The organism is Leifsonia sp. NPDC058248 (assembly GCF_042881905.1).
Classification (GTDB): domain Bacteria; phylum Actinomycetota; class Actinomycetes; order Actinomycetales; family Microbacteriaceae; genus Leifsonia.
Genome location: NZ_JBHVXB010000002.1, coordinates 458667 through 477154, shown reverse-complemented (window position 1 = coordinate 477154; position 18488 = coordinate 458667). Strand labels below are relative to the sequence as shown.

Genomic DNA, 18488 nt, shown 5'->3' with positions numbered 1-18488 from the left:
AGTCCGGACTTGCTGGGTCGAAATCAGCGATTTCGACCCAACACGTCCGGACTCGACTGCGTCTAGGCGCCGAGGCGGCGGCCGATCGAGCCGACGACCATGTCGAGCGGCGTGCCGGAGGCGTCGCGGCGGGAACCGCCTTCGGGGAGCGCACGCGCCGCGCCGTCGGTGCCGACGGCGAGGGCCGGACCGCGGCCCGCCCACGCGAGCGCGATCGCGGTCTCGCCTTTGAGGAAGCGCTGCGATCGGACGCCGCCGGTAGCGCGGCCCTTGGCCGGGAACTCCGTGAAGTCGCTGACCTTGCCGCTTCCGGGATCCGCGCCGAGCAGCGTCTCGCCGCCCGTCGCGATGGTCACCACCACCGTCTCCTCGGTGTCGGCGGCCGGGATGCTCGTGAAGAAGACGACCCGGGCATCCGCAGCCAGGTTGATGCCGGCCATTCCGCCGGCGGAGCGTCCCTGCGGCCGCACGGCCGACGCCGGGAAGCGCAGCAGCTGCGAGTCGTTGGCCACGAACACCAGCTCGTCGGTGTCGTCGCCCTGGATGGCGCCGACGACCTCGTCGCCGGGCTTGAGCGCGATCACCTCGAACTCGGGCTTGTTCGCCCAGTCCCCGGCGGTCACACGCTTGACGACGCCCTGGCGGGTGCCGAGCGCGATGGATCGCGGGCTGTCGAGCGAGACCACGGCGAGGATCTTCTCCGTGCGGTCGGCGAGGGCGAGGTAGTCGCCCACCTTCACGCCGGCGCCGAGCTGGATCGAGTTGACCGGGACGGCAGGCAGATCGACGGGGGAGAACCGGATGAGCCGGCCCTTGCTGGTCACGGCGCCGATCTCGGTGCGCGTGGTCGAGTCGAGCTGCGAGAGGATCGCATCGTGCTTGCTGCGGCGGGCCGGCGCGGCGATACGGTCGAGGCCCCCGTCGTCGCCGGGCTGCTGGTCGACGCGCAGGATGCGCCCGGTGGTCGACAGGAGCACGCGGCAGGGGACATCCGCCACCTCGAGCACCACGGGGGTTTTGCCGCGCGCGGAGGCCGTGGCGATGGACGGCCGCGCCTCGGTGAGCAGGGTGCGGCGCGGGGTGCCGAACTTGGCGGCGACCTGCTCGAGCTCGTCCGAGACGAGCTCGTTGATGCGCACCTGGCTGCCGAGGAGGCTCTCGAGCTCGGCGATCTCCGCCTCGAGCTGCGCCTTCTCGTTCTCGAGCTCCAGGCGGGAGAACTTGGTGAGCCGGCGCAGCCGCAGTTCGAGGATGTAGTCGGCCTGCAGCGTGCTGAGGTCGAACACGTCCATCAACCGCGTACGTGCCTGGTCGGTGTCGTCGCTGGTGCGGATGACCTGGATCACCTCGTCGATGTCGACGATCGCGATGAGCAGGCCCTCGACCAGGTGCAGCCGCTCCTTGCGGCGCGCGAGCCGGAACTCCGAGCGCCGGGTGACGACCTGGATGCGGTGGGCGAGGTAGACGCTGAGCAGTTCGCGCAGGCCGAGGGTCTGCGGTCCGCCCTCGACGAGCGCGACGTTGTTGATGGAGAAGCCGTCTTCGAGCGGCGTGTGCCGGTACAGCTGTTCGAGCACGGCCTCCGGGCTGAACCCGGTCTTGATGCCGATGACGAGTCGCAGGCCGTGCTGCCGGTCGCTCAGGTCGGTGACGTCGGAGATGCCGGACAGCTTCTTGGAGTTGACGCCGTCTTTGATCTTCTCGATGACCTTCTCGGGGCCGACGAGGTAGGGGAGCTCGGTGACGACGAGGCCGCTCTTGCGGGCCGTGATCGACTCGACCGAGACCTTGGCCCGGGTCTTGAAGCTGCCGCGGCCGGTGGCGTAGGCGTCGCGCACCCCGGCGAGTCCGACGATGGTGCCGCCTGTGGGCAGGTCGGGCCCCGGCACGTACTCCATCAGCTCGTCGAGGGTGGCATCCGGATGCGCGAGCAGGTGACGCGCGGCGCCCACGACCTCGATGAGGTTGTGTGGGGCCATGTTGGTGGCCATGCCGACGGCGATGCCGCTGGCGCCGTTGACCAGGAGGTTCGGGAACGCCGCGGGCAGCACATCCGGCTGCATGAGCTGGTTGTCGTAGTTGGGGACGAAGTCGACGACGTCCTCGTCGAGGTCTTCGGTGAGCGCGAGAGCAGCGGCGGCGAGGCGCGCCTCGGTGTAGCGAGGGGCGGCGGGGCCGTCGTCGAGCGAGCCGAAGTTGCCGTGGCCGTCGATCAGCGGCACGCGCAGGGTGAAGTCCTGCGCCATGCGCACCAGGGCGTCGTAGATGGCGCTGTCGCCGTGCGGGTGGAGCTTTCCCATCACCTCGCCGGTGACGCGTGCCGACTTCACGTGCCCGCGATCGGGTCGCAGCCCCATCTCGGTCATCTGGTACAGGATGCGCCGCTGCACCGGTTTGAGCCCGTCACGGGCATCCGGGAGCGCCCTCGAGTAGATCACCGAGTATGCGTATTCGAGGAACGAGCCCTGCATCTCGGTCGTGACGTCGACGTCTTCGATGCGTTCGGTGGTGACGGCGGGGGGCTGGTCGTCTGTCGGTGTCATTCGTGCAATCTCGAGATGGGAGAGGGGTTATCTGGCAAACTGGGCCAGATGCCCCCCATGCTACCGGCCGCATTCTCGACGCGTTCGAGCCTTGCCGCTGTTCTGCCAAGTTCGCTCGCCGCCGTGCGTGCGGGTGGCAACGACCTGGGGCTCCCTGGAGTGGACCACGCCGTGGTCGTCGTAGTGGACGGGCTGGGGGCGAGCTCGCTCCGCGCCCGCGGCGGCCACGCCCGCACGCTGGCCCCGCTGCTGGGCCGCACGACGACGATCGACGCCGGCTTCCCGACCACGACGGCGTCTGCGCTCGCGACGCTGGCGACGGGCACGCTGCCCGGGGAGCACGGGCTCGTGGGCTACAAAGTGCGTGATGCGGCGAACGATCGGCTGGTCAATCAGCTGAACGGCTGGGACGACCGGCTCGACCCCGCCACCTGGCAGCGCTCCCGCACGGTCTTCGAACGCGCCGCCGACGAGGGCGTGCGCAGCTGGGCGATCGGGCTTCCCAAGCACAGCGAGTCCGGTTTCACCCACGCCATCCTCCGGGGCGCCGAATTCGTCGGCGCGCGCACCATGGCCGAGCGCTTCGCTGCGGCCGCGCGCATCCTCGACGAACCCGGCCCCGGCATCACGTACCTCTACATCGCCGAGCTCGACCAGCTGGCCCATGCCCAGGGCTGGGAGTCGCCCGAGTGGACGGCGGCCCTCGAGACCCTGGATGCCCTGGTCGCGTCGTTCGCGGACCGGCTCGGCCCGCGTCAGGGCGTGCTCCTCACCGCCGATCACGGCGTGATCGACGTGCCGCCGAGCGGGCATGTGCTCTTCGACACAGCACCGGAACTCGTCGAAGGGGTCGCTGAGATCGGGGGAGAGCCGCGCTGCCTGCACCTCTACCTCGAGGAGCCGGGAGCCGAGAGCGCGCTCCGGGTGGCCGGTCGCTGGCGCGAGGTGGAAGGCGATCGGGCCTGGGTCGCGACGCGGGACGAGGCTGTCGAGGCGGGCTGGTTCGGACCGCACGTGCATCCGGATGTCCTGCCGCGCATCGGGGACGTGCTGGTCGCCGCGCGCAAACGGGTGGCGTACTACGACTCCCGCGATCCGTCCCGGACCGGCCGGAACATGATCGGGCAGCACGGCTCGCTCACGGCGGAGGAGACCCGGGTTCCGCTGCTGCGGTTCGGGGCCTTCGCGTAGCGCTCAGGCGAGCCGAGCGCCGAGCGCTCAGGCCAGGTCGTCGTCGGTGCGGGCGCCGAAGACGATCTCGTCCCAGCTCGGCATCGACGCACGGCCCTTCTTGGCGCGCGGCTGCGGCCCGGTGCTGCCGGACGACAGCGACGCCGGTGCGGAGGCGGCGGGGGACGCGGCCGCGGAGGGCGACGACGAAGTGCCGGCAGGCGAGGGGTGCGACTCCTCGACCGACGACGTTGCGTCGTCGCGCAGGGGCTCGAAGATGTCGAACGGCTCGTCGACGATGCGCACGGGCGCCTCGACCGGGGCCTCGGCGGTCTCCGGCTGGGCCTCGACCTTCTCCTCGTAGGTGGCGGCCTCCCGTTCGCCCCGGCGTCGGCGCAGGGCCTCCAGCAGGTCGGCGGTCTGGTGCAGGTCGCGCGGGGTCTCGTCGTCCGCCCGCTTGATGGCGGACACCGAGATCGAGTTGTTGGCGGAGGTGAGCGTGCGGCCGTAGACGAGCGGCTCGAGGTACGGGGCGGTGTCGGGGCCGAGCAGGTCGCTCGGAGGTTCGGCGAAGGTGAATGCGCCGCTGTCGAAGCGGGAGTCGTCCGGCTCGGTGTCGTGGGGCATCACCGCGCGGAGGCGGGGGATGAGTGCTCCCTTGAGCTCGCCGGCCTGCGAGAGCGTCGTGGCCTCGGAGTTGAGCGGCGAGAGCGCGTGCTTGCGCGCGTCGTAGCCCCAGCGGGCGTCGTGGTCGATGAGATCGGCCGTGAACTCGAGCTTGATGATCCAGCCGGCCTCGGAGTCCTTCCAGCTGGCCCAGCGCTCGCCGGCCACGCCGAGCGAGGCGAGGCGGTCGCGGATGACCGTGCCGAACGTGTTGCCCTCGCCCAGCGGGTCGACGTCGACCGTGGTGTGCACGGGAACGCTCAGGGCGCTCGCGACGATGTGCTCGCGCTCCGCGACGATCGGGCCCTCGAAACGCTGGATGTACTCCAGCGGGGCGCCCGTCACGGTGGCGACGTCTTCAGCGGACATGCCGGAGCGGATGTGCGCCTGCACCTCCCGGGGCGAGAGTTTGGGCGCCGTCGCCGACGCTTCCTGCCTGTACTGGCGGACTTTCGAGTGCAGACCGTCGTCGATGGCGATGCGGAAACGTTCGCCGTCGTCGCCGACGGCGACGAGCGAACCATCCTCGACTCCGATGACCTTCAGATCCTGCATGGTGGATGCCTTCCCAGCTATTGGCGTACGGCCCAAGAATGTCACGGGAAAGCCCGGATCCTGGGGAATAACTCGGGCGTGCCGGAAGTTGAAAACCGAGCAATCGCCGAGAGGTTTCCGAGTGGTTTGCTATTCCCTTGGGATTGATGCAAACTATCGCCGCCGATTGCGAAGAATCGGCCGTATAAGTACGAGAAGTGGATGGGCATGGCAACGGATTACGACGCACCGCGGAAGACCGAAGACGACTCCGAGTCGATCGAGGCCCTCAAGGAGCGAGTTCCGGACAAGATGTCCGGTGTGGTCGACGTCGAAGACGCCGACAACCCTGGGGGTTACGAGCTCCCCGGTGCCGACCTGTCGGACCTCGACCTCGACGTCGTCGTGCTGCCGCCGCAGGCGGATGAGTTCACCTGTGTGAACTGTTTCCTGGTCAAGCACCGTTCGCAGATCGATCACGAGACAAAGCTCGGACCGATCTGCGTGGAGTGCGCGGCTTAAGGGCGGCTAGCTGGACGCGAGGCGAGCCTCATCGAGAACCCGGACCAACTGGTCCGGGTTTCTTGTTGAGAGCAGCCAGTACGGCGCAGGATCGGCCGGGTCGAGCACCGGGACGGTGACGACGGCCGCGATCCAGCCGCGCATCAGCAGCCAGGCGCGCGCGTCGAGCCGCTGCCCGCGCTGCAGGCTCGCCTCATCGCCGCTGTAAGCGGTCGGGTCGCCGATCAGGGTCAGCGCTATCCGGGCCCGTCCGGCGATGAGCTCGGTCGAGGTCACCCTGATCGTCGGGGCGGAGACGATGAATGCGACCACGATCGCGGCGTAGAACACGATCGCGATGACGATGCCGACAGGCAGGTTGATCGGCGCGAGGATCAGGATGGTGATCGGGATGACGAGCGCGCTCGAGATGAAGAGCCAGGGGGCGGCGTAGAGGCGCTCACGGTACAGGTCCATGCGTCTATTCGATCAGACTTCTGCACTACCCTCGACACGTGACCGATACCGTTGACGTTCCGATCGTCGCCAACACCCTCCCCGTCTACGCACACCCCGGCGACGCCGGCGCCGATCTGTGCGCCGCCGAGGCCGTCACGCTCGCCCCCGGCCAGCGTCACACGGTGCCGACCGGAGTCTCGATCGCCCTCCCCGACGGTTTCGCGGCCTTCGTGGTCCCGCGGAGCGGCCTCGCCGCCCGGCACGGCATCACGATCGTGAACTCGCCGGGCACAGTGGATGCCGGCTATCGCGGCGAGATCCGCGTCACGGTACTGAACACGGACAGCTCGATGCCGTACGATATCGCCGTCGGCGACCGGATCGCCCAGCTGATCGTGATGCCGGTCACCCGGGCCACCTTCGTGGCCGTCGACCGTCTTCCGGAGAGCCACCGCGGCGAAGCGGGCTTCGGCTCGACCGGATACACAGTGACGCAGTCAGGAGAACACGCGTGAGCGATACGCCTAGCACCGATCCCGAGACCTGGGAGAAGTCGGCGCCGGAGGACCGCGAGACCGAGGGACCGCTCGACGAGAGTGAAGCCAACCCGGTCCGCCCCTACGTCGACCTGGGCGGCGTGAAGATCCTGCCGCGCGAGGGGCTCCACCTCCGCCTCGAGGTCGAGGAGGAGACGCAGCGGGTGGTGGCCGTCGGGCTCGACTACGCCAACTCCACCCTGCAGGTGCAGCCGTTCGCGGCGCCGCGGTCGAGCGGCCTCTGGCACGAGATCCGCGAGCAGATCGCCGAGCAGGTCGAGCGGCAGGGTGGGCGGACCTCCGAGCGCGAGGGCGTGTTCGGCCCCGAGCTGGTCGCCGAGATCCCCGTCGCCGCTCCGCAGGGCGCCCCCGGTGAGACCCGCGTCGCCCGCTTCGTGGGCGTCGACGGTCCGCGCTGGTTCCTTCGCGGCGTGATCGCCGGCGATGCCGCGATCAAGCCGGACGCGGCCGCTCTCGTCGAAGACCTCTTCCGCAGCATCGTCGTGGTGCGCGGTTCCTCCCCGATGCCGCCGCGCGACCTCATCCCGCTCCGGATGCCCGCCGCACCGTCGTCGGGACCCGACACCTTCTCCACGCTGTAGGTCCCCGCGATGACCGACCGTTCTCCGGGGGACCCCGGACGAGACGACCACGCGGGCGAGTCCGACGCGGGCAAGACCGACGCCGTCCCGTCCGCCATCGGTGAGAGCCTGGCGCGCGCCGCGCAGAAGTCGGGCCTCGGCAAGCTGGCCGACGAGGACGTCTCGACCGGCGCCGCCCTGATGGGCGCGCTCGGCGGCGTTCGCGGGCTCGCCGAGACCATCCTGCCCGGGCTGGTGTTCCTCATCCTCTTCACGTTCACCCAGAACGTGCCGCTCTCGATCGGCTGCTCCGTTCTCGTCGCGGTGGTCTTCACCGTGGTGCGCCTGATCGGCCGCACGCCGGTGACGCAGGCGATCGCCGGGCTGCTCGGCGTGGGGATCTCGGCCATCCTCGCCCTCATCACCGGACGCGGCGAGGACAACTTCATCCTCGGCATCTGGACGAACGCCGCCTACGCCGCTGCCCTGCTCGTGTCGATCCTGGTGCGCTGGCCGCTGATCGGTCTCGCCGCCGGCTACCTGATGGGCGACGGGCTGGCCTGGCGCAGCGACCGGAGGAAGTTCCGGGTGATGCAGGCTCTGACATTCCTCTGGTTCCTCCTGTTCGCCGCGCGCCTCGTCGTGCAGGTTCCGTTGTACCTCGCGCACACCGACGCAGCCACGAGCGCGCTGGCGCTCACCAAGCTGCTGATGGGGGTTCCGCTCTACGCGCCGCTCGTGCTCATCACCTGGTTCGTGGTCCGAGGACAATTCGGGGCCGCCCCGAAGCCGGCCCAGAGGCCGCAAGGGTAGAGATGCTCGACGCGCGCACCAGGGAGGGGCTGACCAGCGCGGAGGTCGCCGAACGTCTGTCGGACGGTCGCGGCAACACTCAGCATCAACCGACGTCGCGGTCGATCGCGGACATCCTCCGCGAGAACATCTTCACGCTGTTCAACGGCATCCTGACGGTGTGCTTCATCGCCGTGCTGGTGCTCGGCGACCTGCGCGACGGATTCTTCTACGGCGTCGTGATCGTGAACGCGCTGATCGGCATCGTGCAGGAGGTGCGCGCCAAGATCGTCCTCGACCGCGCGGCGCTGCTGGCCGCCCCGGAGAGCCGCGTCCGGCGCGACGGACAGGTGGTGAGCGTCCCGCTCGACCGCGTGGTGCTGGACGACCTGCTCGTCCTGCGTCCGGGAGACCAGGTGCCGGCCGACGCCCGGGTGGTGGAGAGCACGGGGCTCGCCCTCGACGAGTCGCTCCTGACCGGCGAGTCCGACCCGGTGTTTAAGGACGAGGACGCCCCGCTCCTCTCCGGTTCGCATGTGACGGTCGGCACCGGATACGCGGTCGTCACGGCGGTCGGCGCCGACTCGTATGCGAGCAAGCTCACCAGCGAGATCCGCAAGCGCTCGCTCGTGCATTCCGAACTCCGCGACGCGACCAACCGCATCCTGGTGTACCTGTCGTGGATCCTCGGGCCGGTGATCCTCATCACCCTCATCGGGCGCGTGCTGGCGTACGGCGGCTGGAACGCCCTCTTCGTCGACGCCAGGTGGCGGCGTGCTCTGCTCGACGCGGTCGCGGCGGTCGTCGGGATGATCCCCGAGGGTCTGGTGCTCCTGACGAGCCTCGCCTTCGGGGTCGCTGCGATCCAGCTGGCGGGCCGCAAAGTGCTCGTGCAGGAGCTCGCCGCGGTGGAGGTGCTCGCCCGCGTCGACGTGCTGTGCCTCGACAAGACGGGAACGCTCACCACCGGCGAGCTCGGCTTCGAGCGCACCGTCGACCTCGGGGGCGGCGTGCCCGCTGAGGAGATCGAGACCGCACTGGCCGCGTTCGGCGACGACGACGCCGGGAACGCGACAGCGGGCATCCTGTCGAGCCGGTTCCGCTCCGACCGGTACCGGGTGCAGCGGCGCATCCCCTTCAGCTCCGCCACGCAGTACAGCGGGGTGGTCATCCGGGTCGACGGCGCCGACAGCTCATGGATCCTCGGCGCCCCGGAACGTGTCCTGGCCGACCATGCGGACGAACTCGAGCAGGCCACCGTGATCGCGGCCACCGGACGGCGCACCCTGGCGCTCGTGCGAGCCTCCGACCCCTTGCCGCACGGCTCGCACGCGCCCATCGCCGGGCTGCGGGTCCAGCCCGCCGCACTGGTCGTCCTCAGCGAGACCGTGCGGCCCGAGGCCGCCGAGACCCTCGGTTATTTCGGCGAGCAGTCTGTGCGCGTGATCGTGATGTCGGGAGACAATCCGGTCACGGTCAGTGCCATCGCCCGCGGTCTGCGCCTCGAGGGCGAGGCGGTCGACGCCTCGGCGCTCACCGACGATGCCGCGCTCGCCGAGGCACTCCGCACCTCGGACCTGTTCGGCCGGGTGAGCCCCGAGCAGAAGCGCACCGCCGTCGGCCTGCTGCGGGAGCAGGGCCGCACGGTCGCGATGACCGGCGACGGGGTCAACGACGCGATGGCCATCAAGGATGCGCACCTCGGCATCGCGATGGGGAGCGCGACAGCCGCGACCAAGGCGGTCTCCCGGCTGGTGCTCCTCGACAACCGCTTCGACCGGCTGCCCGACGTCCTCGCATTCGGGCGCCGCGTGATCGCGAATGTCGAGCGGGTGTCGAACATCTTCCTGGCCAAGACCGTCTACGGCATCCTGCTCGCGCTGGTGAGCGCCTTTCTGCTCTGGCCGTTCCCGTTCCTGCCGCGCCAGCTGACCCTGGTGTCGACGCTGGCCATCGGCATCCCGTCGTTCTTCCTGGCCCTCGCCCCCAACCGCCGCATCTACCGGCCGGGGGTGCTCGACCGCATCCTGAAGTACTCGATCCCCACAGGGCTCATCGCCGGACTGACCTGCGTGGTCGCCTACCTGCCGCTCTACCGCACGATCCCGCTCCCCGAGGCCCGCAGCATCACCACGATCGCGCTGTTCTGCGTGTCGCTCTGGATCCTGTGCGTGCTCACCCGGCCGCTGAGCGGTCCGCGGTGGGCGCTGCTCGCCGGAGTGGCGGCGGCGATGGTCCTGGTCTGCGTCATCCCGTTCACGGCGGCCTTCTTCGAGATGCACGTCCCGATCTCCCTCGAACTGCTGTGGGGGATCCTGGTGGGGGCGGTCGGAGCGGCGGGCATCGAGCTGTTCTACCGCTTCGCCCGGAGGCATGAACTGGTCTTCGATCGGCAGTGACGCGTGATAGTTTTATCTTGACGTCAAGATATATTCCGGGCCGATGGACTTAGGCTTGCCTTGCTGGAAACACACTTCGACGCACAACCAAGATTGACCAGAGGGCTTGCGTTACCAGGCCTGCCAATGAAGGAGAGGGCACAGTGTCTGCGGTAAACAGCTTTGGAGCGAAAGACACCCTGACCGTCGGTTCGACAGACTACGAGGTCTTCCGGATCGACAAGGTCGACGGCTACGAGAAGCTTCCGTTCAGCCTCAAGGTTCTCCTCGAGAACCTGTTGCGCACAGAGGACGGCGCCAACATCACGGCCGACCACGTCCGGGCGCTCGGCGGCTGGAATCCTGAGGCCGAGCCCGACACCGAGATCCAGTTCACGCCGGCGCGCGTGATCATGCAGGACTTCACGGGCGTCCCCTGCATCGTCGACCTCGCCACGATGCGTGAGGCCGTCTCCGCGCTCGGCGGCGACCCCGAGAAGATCAACCCGCTCGCGCCGGCAGAGATGGTCATCGACCACTCCGTCATCGCCGACCTGTTCGGCACCGAGAATGCTCTCGAGCGCAACACCGACATCGAGTACGAGCGCAACGGTGAGCGCTACCAGTTCCTCCGCTGGGGTCAGACCGCGTTCGACGACTTCAAGGTCGTTCCGCCGGGAACGGGCATCGTGCACCAGGTCAACATCGAGTACCTGGCCCGCGTCACGATGACCCGCGAAGTCGGCGGCGCGCTTCAGGCCTACCCCGACACCTGCGTCGGCACCGACTCGCACACCACGATGGTCAACGGCCTCGGCGTGCTCGGCTGGGGCGTCGGCGGTATCGAGGCCGAGGCGGCCATGCTCGGCCAGCCCGTCTCCATGCTCATCCCCAAGGTCGTCGGCTTCAAGCTGACCGGCGCCATCCCGACCGGCGTGACCGCCACGGATGTCGTGCTCACGATCACGCAGATGCTGCGCAAGCACGGCGTGGTGGGCAAGTTCGTCGAGTTCTACGGAGCAGGCGTGGCCGAGGTGCCCCTCGCCAACCGTGCCACCATCGGCAACATGAGCCCCGAGTTCGGCTCGACGGCCGCGATGTTCCCGATCGACGACGTCACGCTCGACTACCTGCGCCTCACCGGTCGCAGCGCCGAGCAGATCGCCCTCGTCGAGCAGTACTCCAAGCTGCAGAAGCTGTGGCACGACCCGGCCACCGAGCCGGCGTTCAGCGAGTACCTCGAGCTCGACCTCGCCACGGTCGTCCCGTCGATAGCCGGCCCGAAGCGCCCGCAGGACCGCATCATCCTCGCCGAGGCCAAGGGCCAGTTCGAGAAGGACCTCGTCGACTACGCCGAGATCGACCACGACATCGTCGACCTGACGATCTCCGAGTCGTTCCCCGCGTCCGATCCGGGCGAACTGAGTCCGCAGGACACCAACAGCCACCACATGCACCACCACCACAGCCACGCGCCGAAGTCCGCGTCGAGCCCGACCCCGGTGACCATCGCCGAGACCGGAACCTCCTTCACGCTCGACCACGGAGCCGTCGCGATCGCCGCGATCACGTCGTGCACCAACACGTCGAACCCGTCGGTCATGCTCGCGGCGGGGCTGCTCGCCCGGAACGCGGCGCAGAAGGGCCTGAAGTCGAAGCCGTGGGTCAAGACCACGCTCGCTCCCGGGTCGAAGGTCGTCACCGATTACTACGAGAAGGCCGGTCTCACCGGGTACCTCGAAGAGCTGGGCTTCTACACGGTCGGCTACGGCTGCACCACGTGCATCGGCAACTCCGGTCCGCTCATCGACGAGATCTCGCAGGCCGTCAACCAGAACGACCTCGCCGTCACCGCAGTGCTCTCGGGCAACCGCAACTTCGAGGGCCGTATCAACCCCGACGTGAAGATGAACTACCTGGCCAGCCCGCCGCTGGTGATCGCGTACGCCCTCGCAGGCTCGATGAACTTCGACTTCGAGGTGGATGCGCTCGGCACCGACCAGGACGGCAACGATGTCTTCCTCAAAGACATCTGGCCCGACGCCGCCGAGGTGCAGGAGACCATCGACTCGTCGATCAACGAGGGAATGTTCACTCACGAGTACGCGAGCGTGTTCGAGGGCGACGAGCGCTGGAAGTCGCTTGCGACCCCGACCGGCTCGGTCTTCGAATGGGACGAGCAGTCGACGTACGTGCGCAAGCCCCCGTACTTCGACGGCATGACCCTGGAGACCACGCCGGTCACCGACATCCAGGGCGCGCGCGTTCTGGCCAAGCTCGGCGACTCGGTCACCACCGACCACATCAGCCCGGCCGGCAACATCAAGGCCGACAGCCCCGCCGGCCGCTACCTCGACGAGCACGGCATCGACCGCAAGGACTACAACTCCTACGGCTCGCGCCGCGGCAACCATGAGGTCATGATCCGTGGGACGTTCGCGAACATCCGTCTGAAGAACCAGCTGCTCGACGGCGTGGAGGGCGGCTACACCCGCGACTTCACTCAGGAGGGCGGCCCGCAGTCGTTCATCTACGACGCGTCGCAGAACTACCAGGCGCAGGGCACCCCGCTGGTCATCCTGGGCGGCAAGGAGTACGGCTCCGGCTCGTCGCGCGACTGGGCGGCGAAGGGCACCAGCCTACTGGGCGTGCGAGCGGTCATCACGGAGAGCTTCGAGCGCATCCACCGCTCCAACCTGATCGGAATGGGTGTCGTACCCCTGCAGTTCCCGGCAGGCGAGAGCTGGGCGTCGCTCGGCCTCGACGGCACCGAGTCCATCTCGATCTCGGGCCTGGAGGAGCTGAACGAGGGCACCACGCCGAAGACGGTCCATGTGACGGCCGAGCCGACCTCGGACTCGCCCGCCGGCAAGACGACGATCGAATTCGACGCCGTCGTCCGGATCGACACGCCCGGTGAAGCGGACTACTACCGCAACGGCGGGATCCTTCAGTACGTGCTGCGGAGCCTGGTCTAGGCAGACGTCGTGAGGTGGCTCGGAATGCCTTTCCGGGCCACCTCGGATTTCGACGCGCCTACACTCGAACCATGAGCATCCTCGAGACCATCCACGGTCCTCGCGATCTCGACCGGCTCTCCGAGGAGGAGCTCGTCCAGCTTGCGGGGGAGATCCGTGCGTTCCTCGTCGCCAACGTGGCGAAGACCGGCGGACATCTGGGCCCGAACCTGGGCGTGGTGGAGTCGACGATCGCCATCCACCGGGTCTTCGACTCGCCGCGCGATGCGATCGTGTTCGACACGGGGCACCAGTCGTATGTGCACAAGCTCCTCACCGGGCGCCAGGACTTCAGCAAGCTGCGCCAGCGCGGCGGGCTCGCGGGCTACCCGCAGCGGTCGGAGTCGGAGCACGACATCGTCGAGAGCTCCCATGCGTCCAGCTCGCTCTCGTGGGCCGACGGGATCTCCCGCGCGTTCGCGATGACCGGCCAGGGCGACCGCCACGTGATCGCCATGGTGGGCGACGGCGCCCTCACCGGCGGCATGACGTGGGAGGCGCTGAACAACATCAGCGACGACAACACGCGCCGGCTCATCATCGTCGTCAACGACAACGGCCGCTCGTACGCGCCGACCATCGGCGGAATGGCGCGCTTCCTGAACACGGTGCGCACCCGCCGAAGCTATCGCAACCTCTACCTGACCAGCCGCAAGGCCTTCGACCAGCTCGGCACGCCCGGTCGAGCGATCTACCGCGGAATGCGCGGCGGGCTCCATGGCTTCCTCAGCCGGTTCTGGAACAACGACGCGCTCTACTCCAACCTCGACATCAAGTACATCGGTCCGGTTCAGGGTCACGACATCGAGGCGATGGAAGAGGCCCTGCGCCAGGCGAAGAACTACGGGGCGCCCGTCATCGTCCACGCCATCACGCAGAAGGGTCGCGGTTACGAACCCGCCCTGCGGGATGCCGCGGATCAGTTCCACGCGGTGGGGCAGATCGACCCTGAGACGGGCGAGCCGATCGAGAGCTCGAGCAAGCCGTCCTGGACCTCGGTGTTCGCCGACGAGATCGTGAGGCTCGCCGAGAAGAACCCGAAGATCGTCGGCATCACTGCTGCGATGCTGCGACCGACCGGCCTGCACAAGTTCGCCGAGCGCTTCCCCGAGCGGGTGCACGACGTGGGCATCGCCGAGCAGCACGCGGCGACCAGCGCGGCCGGGCTCGCCTTCGGAGGGCTGCATCCCGTCGTCGCGATCTACGCCACCTTCATCAATCGCGCCTTCGACCAGGTGCTCATGGACGTCGCGCTCCACAAGGCGGGCGTGACCTTCGTGCTCGACCGGGCCGGCGTGACCGGCCCCGACGGGCCCAGCCACCACGGCATCTGGGATCTCGCGATCCTGCAGGTCGTGCCGAACATCCGCCTCGCCGCGCCGCGCGACGGCGCCCGCTTCCGCGAGGAGCTCGGCGAAGCCGTCACGGTCGACGACGCGCCGACCGTGCTGCGGTTCCCGAAGGGCGCGGTCGGACCGGACATCGAGGCCGCGCGCCGCACGGACGACGGCGTGGACGTGCTCAACGAGGGCGATCGGAAGGACGTGCTCATCGTCACGGTGGGGCCGATGGCCTCACTCGGGCTCAAGGTCGCCGAAGCTCTCGCCGCCCAGGGGATCGGCGCCACGGTGGTCGACCCGCGCTGGGTCGTGCCCGTGCCGCGGAGCATCCTGGCCCTGGCGGCGGCCCACCGCATCGTCGTGACCATCGAGGACGGCATCCGGGTCGGAGGCATTGGGACACGCGTGCGGCAGGATCTGCGAGAGGCCGGCATCGACACGGCCGTCGACGAGCTCGGGCTGCCCGACCAGTTCCTCGACCACGGCACGCGCGAGCAGATCCTCGAGGACGCCGGTCTGACGCCGCAGAAGATCGCCCGCGACCTCGTGGCGCAGGTCCTCGGCAGCCGCATCCCGATCGCGCGCCCGCTGCCGGCCGACGAGCTCAGCGAGCGCCACCTCGACGCCTGACGGGTCAGGATCGCGCGAGGCGGTAGACGTGCTCCACGGCGCCGCTGGCGAACGGCGTCGTGCTCACGAGCTCCATCGGCGCGGTCGCGCGGGAGACGGGGAGCAGACGTTTTCCGGACCCGATCGCCACCGGGACGGTGGTGACGAGGATCTCGTCGAGCAGGCCGGCGTCGGCGAACTGCGCCGCGATCGCGCCCCCGCCGACGACCCACACGTCACGGTCTCCCGCGGTCTCGCGCAGCACCGCGTCGAGTTGTGCGATGTCGCCGGAGAAGAAGGTGATGTCGGCGCCCTCGACCGGTTGCAGGGTGCGGTGCGTGACGACCCAGACCGGGAAGTCGCGGTACTCCCACTCACGGTCCTCCACCGAGACGATGTACTCGTAGGTGGTCGCGCCCATGACGAGAGCGCCGACGCCGGACAGGAAGGCGTCGTAGCGCGCCTGGAACTCCTCGAAGCCGAACTGCAGGAGCCATTCGATGCGATCGTCGGCGTCGGCGATGAACCCGTCGATGGACGCGCCGACGTAGTACGTGGTGTGAGCCATGGCGCGACGCTATCAGCGACGGAGGACATCCCGATACGGCGGTAGCGGTTCGCGGTTCTGGAACGTGAGGATAGCCGGGTTGACGATCAGGCCGTCCTGGATCTCGATCGCACGCCGGATGGTCGCATCGGCCTCCCACGCCTCGGCTCCCGCCATCACGACCTCCAGGAACGGGGTGAGCGCTTCGCCGATCTCCCAGGTGGCCGAGTCCCAGAGGTACGACGGGCTGTGGTCGACGGCGTAGTAGCGCACGTGGTCGCCGACCTCGAAGATCGGGTCGGTGAACGTGGTGTTGCGTGCCCAGCTGAAGCCCATGCCCTCGTCGCACGAGACGTCGACGATGAGGCTGCCGGGGGAGAAGGCCACGAGGTCGTCCTCGGTGAGATAGGTGAGCGGCGCGTTCGGGTCCTGAAGTGTGCAGTTGACGACGATGTCGGCTTCGGCGAGGAAGGGCGCGAGCGGAACCCGGCCGTGGTCGGTGATCACGTGGCTGAGGTGGGGGGCGTTGTCGTCGTGGTCGAACTGCACGATGCGAACGGAGTGGATGGGGGAGCCGACCGCTGCGACCTCGCGGTTGGTCAGGACCTGCACGTCGTGCACGCCGTGGGCGTTGAGGGCGGTGACCGCGCCACGGGCGGTCGCGCCGAACCCGATGACGATCGCGTTGAGCCGACGGCCGTAGTCGCCGGTGCGCCCGACGAGCGAGAGGGCGTGGATGACCGAGCAGTAGCCGGCCAGCTCGTTGTTGACATGGAACACGTGGAGACCGAAGTGCCCGCTGCTCGTCCAGTGGTTCATGGCCTCGAACGCGATCAGGGTGAGGCGTTTGTCGATGGCGCGCTGCGTGATCTCGCGATCCTGGACGCAGTGCGGCCAGCCCCAGAGCACCTGGCCGTCGCGCAGGTCGTCGAGGTCTCGGGCCTGCGGCTTGGGCAGCAGCACGATGTCCGAGCCGGCGATGACGTCGGCACGCGAGGCGATGCGCCCGACGAGCGGCCGCAGCTGATCGTCGGTGAAACCGAAGCGCGACCCGTAGCCGGTCTCGAGGGTGATCCTCTCCCGCAGTTCGGGCGCGATGCGGTCGAGGCGGGCTGGATGGAGCGGCAGGCGCCGCTCATCCGGTTTCGACGAGGTCGCGAGGACTCCGAGCGAGAGTTCGACAGTGGATTCGGCCGGCATGGTGCAGCTCCCTCAAGGGTGCCACGGTGGCTCCGATGTCCGCCAGCCTAGCCCGATTGACTTAGAGTGCGCTCTAAGTCCTATCGTGGCTGATATGACCGAATCAGCGGGTACCGAGCACGCGGCGACCATGTCGATCTCCGATGTCGCCGAACGCACCGGGCTCTCGACGCACACGCTTCGGTATTACGAACGCGAGGGGCTCATGTTCGCGCCGGTCGACCGGGCGTCGTCGACTCATCGCCGGTACACCGAGGCCGATCTCAACTGGGTGACCTTCCTCACCAAGTTGCGGCTGACGTCGATGCCCATCGCCAAGATGCGCGAATACGTAGAGCTCGCCCGCCGCGGCGACGACAGCACCTGCTCATCCACCGGATGAACGTCGCGCGCCAGCTCGAGGAGATGACGGCGAGCCTCGCCGCCATCGACTACAAGATCGGTCTCTATCAGGAAAAGGTAACAGCATGAAGAAGATCACACTGGGCAGCGGCGGACTCGAGGTCTCGCGGCTGGGCCTCGGCTGTATGGGCATGTCCGCCTTCTACAGCGGCGCCGGCACGGACGACCCCGGGTCGATCGCCACGATCCACCGTGCCATGGAGCTCGGCGTCACGTTCTTCGACACCGCAGAGGTCTACGGGCCGTACACGAACGAAGAACTGCTCGCGAGGGCGTTCGCGGGACACCGCGACGAGGTGGTCATCGCCACCAAGTTCGGCACCATCGACCACCTCGTGCCGGAGGAGAACGGGAAGCCGGTCCGTGGCTTGAACGGCACCCCCGAGAATGTGCGGCTGTCGGTCGAGGGTTCGCTGCGGCGCCTGAAGACGGACTACATCGACCTCTACTACCAGCACCGGATGGACCCGGGGACACCGATCGAGGACACGGTCGGCGCGCTCTCCGAGCTGATCGAGGAGGGAAAGATCCGTCACTACGGACTGTCCGAGGCAGCGCCCGCCACCATCCGGCGCGCGCACGCCGTGCATCCGGTGACCGCCATCCAGACCGAGTACTCGCTCTGGACGCGCGACCCCGAGGCCGAGGTGCTCCCGACGGTGCGCGAGCTCGGGATCGGCTTCGTGCCGTATTCACCGCTCGGCCGCGGCTTCCTCACCGGCACGATCCGGTCGCTCGACGAGCTCGACGCCGACGACTTCCGCCGGTTCAGCCCGCGGTTCGCGGGGGACAACCTGGAGGCGAACATCCGGATCGTGGAGCAGGTGGACGACGTCGCCAAGCAGCTCAGTGCGACGCCCGGCCAGGTGGCGCTGGCGTGGCTTCTCGCCCAGGGCGACGACCTCGCGCCCATTCCGGGAACCCGCCGGGTCGCGAACCTGGAGCAGAACGTCGCGGCCGACGAGCTGGTGCTCTCGGCCGATCAGCTGCAGCAGCTCTCCGAGGTGGCGGCGCCAGTCGGCGACCGGTACGCCGACATGAGCCCGCTCAACCGCTAGACGACGACCGATCGGAGGGGTGGCCCCGGGCCGGGGCCGGGGCCCCCCCGCGCGGCCCCCCCCCCACACCCCACGCGGCCCCGCGGCGGCGCGGGCGCGCCCCCCGGCCCCCCGCCCCGGCCCCCCGACCCGCGATCCGCGCCGCACAGCAATCG

15 protein-coding genes are annotated in these 18488 nt (G+C 68.9%); 10 read left to right on the top strand and 5 right to left on the bottom strand.

The window, feature by feature from the left end:
- Positions 1–62 precede the first annotated feature (62 nt).
- On the bottom strand, positions 63–2543 hold the full coding sequence (locus ACFVV5_RS05410; protein WP_387240078.1) for a DNA topoisomerase (ATP-hydrolyzing) subunit A: 2481 nt from the start codon (positions 2541–2543) through the stop codon (positions 63–65).
- 57 nt (positions 2544–2600) lie between these two features.
- On the opposite strand from ACFVV5_RS05410, the gene ACFVV5_RS05405 reads away from it, so the two are divergent.
- Positions 2601–3734 (top strand): alkaline phosphatase family protein, encoded by a 1134-nt coding sequence (locus tag ACFVV5_RS05405; RefSeq protein WP_387240125.1) that lies wholly within the window; start codon positions 2601–2603, stop codon positions 3732–3734.
- Positions 3735–3761: 27 nt separating this feature from the next.
- Here ACFVV5_RS05405 and sepH read toward each other — a convergent pair whose 3' ends face one another.
- A complete protein-coding gene (sepH, locus tag ACFVV5_RS05400) occupies positions 3762–4934 on the bottom strand; it encodes a septation protein SepH (RefSeq protein WP_387240075.1) in 1173 nt (390 codons plus the stop codon).
- Between the two features lie 207 nt (positions 4935–5141).
- Here sepH and ACFVV5_RS05395 point away from each other — a divergent pair, with 207 nt between their 5' ends.
- A complete protein-coding gene (locus ACFVV5_RS05395) occupies positions 5142–5435 on the top strand; it encodes a DUF4193 domain-containing protein (protein ID WP_026307201.1) in 294 nt (97 codons plus the stop codon).
- Between the two features lie 6 nt (positions 5436–5441).
- Here the strand turns inward: ACFVV5_RS05395 and ACFVV5_RS05390 are convergent, their stop codons facing one another.
- A complete protein-coding gene (locus tag ACFVV5_RS05390) occupies positions 5442–5891 on the bottom strand; it encodes a DUF3093 domain-containing protein (protein ID WP_387240072.1) in 450 nt (149 codons plus the stop codon).
- A 38-nt stretch (positions 5892–5929) separates the two neighbouring features.
- Between ACFVV5_RS05390 and dut the strand changes: the two genes are divergently transcribed.
- From dut to dxs, 6 genes are all read left to right on the top strand, one after another.
- Positions 5930–6388 (top strand): dUTP diphosphatase, encoded by a 459-nt coding sequence (gene dut / locus ACFVV5_RS05385; RefSeq protein ID WP_387240069.1) that lies wholly within the window; start codon positions 5930–5932, stop codon positions 6386–6388.
- A complete protein-coding gene (locus ACFVV5_RS05380) occupies positions 6385–7011 on the top strand; it encodes a DUF3710 domain-containing protein (RefSeq protein ID WP_387240066.1) in 627 nt (208 codons plus the stop codon). The genes dut and ACFVV5_RS05380 overlap by 4 nt, the downstream gene beginning before the upstream one ends.
- A gap of 9 nt (positions 7012–7020) precedes the next feature.
- The gene (locus tag ACFVV5_RS05375) at positions 7021–7803 is read left to right on the top strand and encodes a DUF3159 domain-containing protein (protein ID WP_387240063.1); all 783 of its coding nucleotides are present in this window, start codon (positions 7021–7023) and stop codon (positions 7801–7803) included.
- A 2-nt stretch (positions 7804–7805) separates the two neighbouring features.
- The gene (locus tag ACFVV5_RS05370) at positions 7806–10181 is read left to right on the top strand and encodes an HAD-IC family P-type ATPase (protein ID WP_387240060.1); all 2376 of its coding nucleotides are present in this window, start codon (positions 7806–7808) and stop codon (positions 10179–10181) included.
- A gap of 143 nt (positions 10182–10324) precedes the next feature.
- Complete coding sequence (gene acnA / locus ACFVV5_RS05365) at positions 10325–13138, top strand: aconitate hydratase AcnA (protein ID WP_387240057.1); 2814 nt, start codon at positions 10325–10327, stop codon at positions 13136–13138.
- A 71-nt stretch (positions 13139–13209) separates the two neighbouring features.
- Positions 13210–15147: a 1-deoxy-D-xylulose-5-phosphate synthase gene (gene dxs / locus ACFVV5_RS05360; protein ID WP_387240054.1), complete on the top strand. Its 1938-nt coding sequence runs from the start codon at positions 13210–13212 to the stop codon at positions 15145–15147.
- A 4-nt stretch (positions 15148–15151) separates the two neighbouring features.
- On the opposite strand, the gene ACFVV5_RS05355 is transcribed toward dxs, so the two are convergent.
- Both ACFVV5_RS05355 and ACFVV5_RS05350 read right to left on the bottom strand, forming a co-directional pair.
- Positions 15152–15694, bottom strand: coding sequence for a dihydrofolate reductase family protein (locus ACFVV5_RS05355; protein ID WP_387240051.1), 543 nt, complete (start codon positions 15692–15694; stop codon positions 15152–15154).
- Between the two features lie 12 nt (positions 15695–15706).
- Positions 15707–16873 (bottom strand): N(5)-(carboxyethyl)ornithine synthase, encoded by a 1167-nt coding sequence (locus ACFVV5_RS05350; RefSeq protein WP_387240048.1) that lies wholly within the window; start codon positions 16871–16873, stop codon positions 15707–15709.
- Between the two features lie 94 nt (positions 16874–16967).
- Between ACFVV5_RS05350 and ACFVV5_RS05345 the strand changes: the two genes are divergently transcribed.
- Both ACFVV5_RS05345 and ACFVV5_RS05340 read left to right on the top strand, forming a co-directional pair.
- Positions 16968–17255, top strand: coding sequence for a MerR family transcriptional regulator (locus ACFVV5_RS05345; RefSeq protein ID WP_387240045.1), 288 nt, complete (start codon positions 16968–16970; stop codon positions 17253–17255).
- Between the two features lie 85 nt (positions 17256–17340).
- Entirely contained in the window at positions 17341–18333 is a 993-nt protein-coding gene (locus ACFVV5_RS05340) for an aldo/keto reductase (protein ID WP_387240042.1), read from the top strand.
- Positions 18334–18488: the final 155 nt, after the last annotated feature.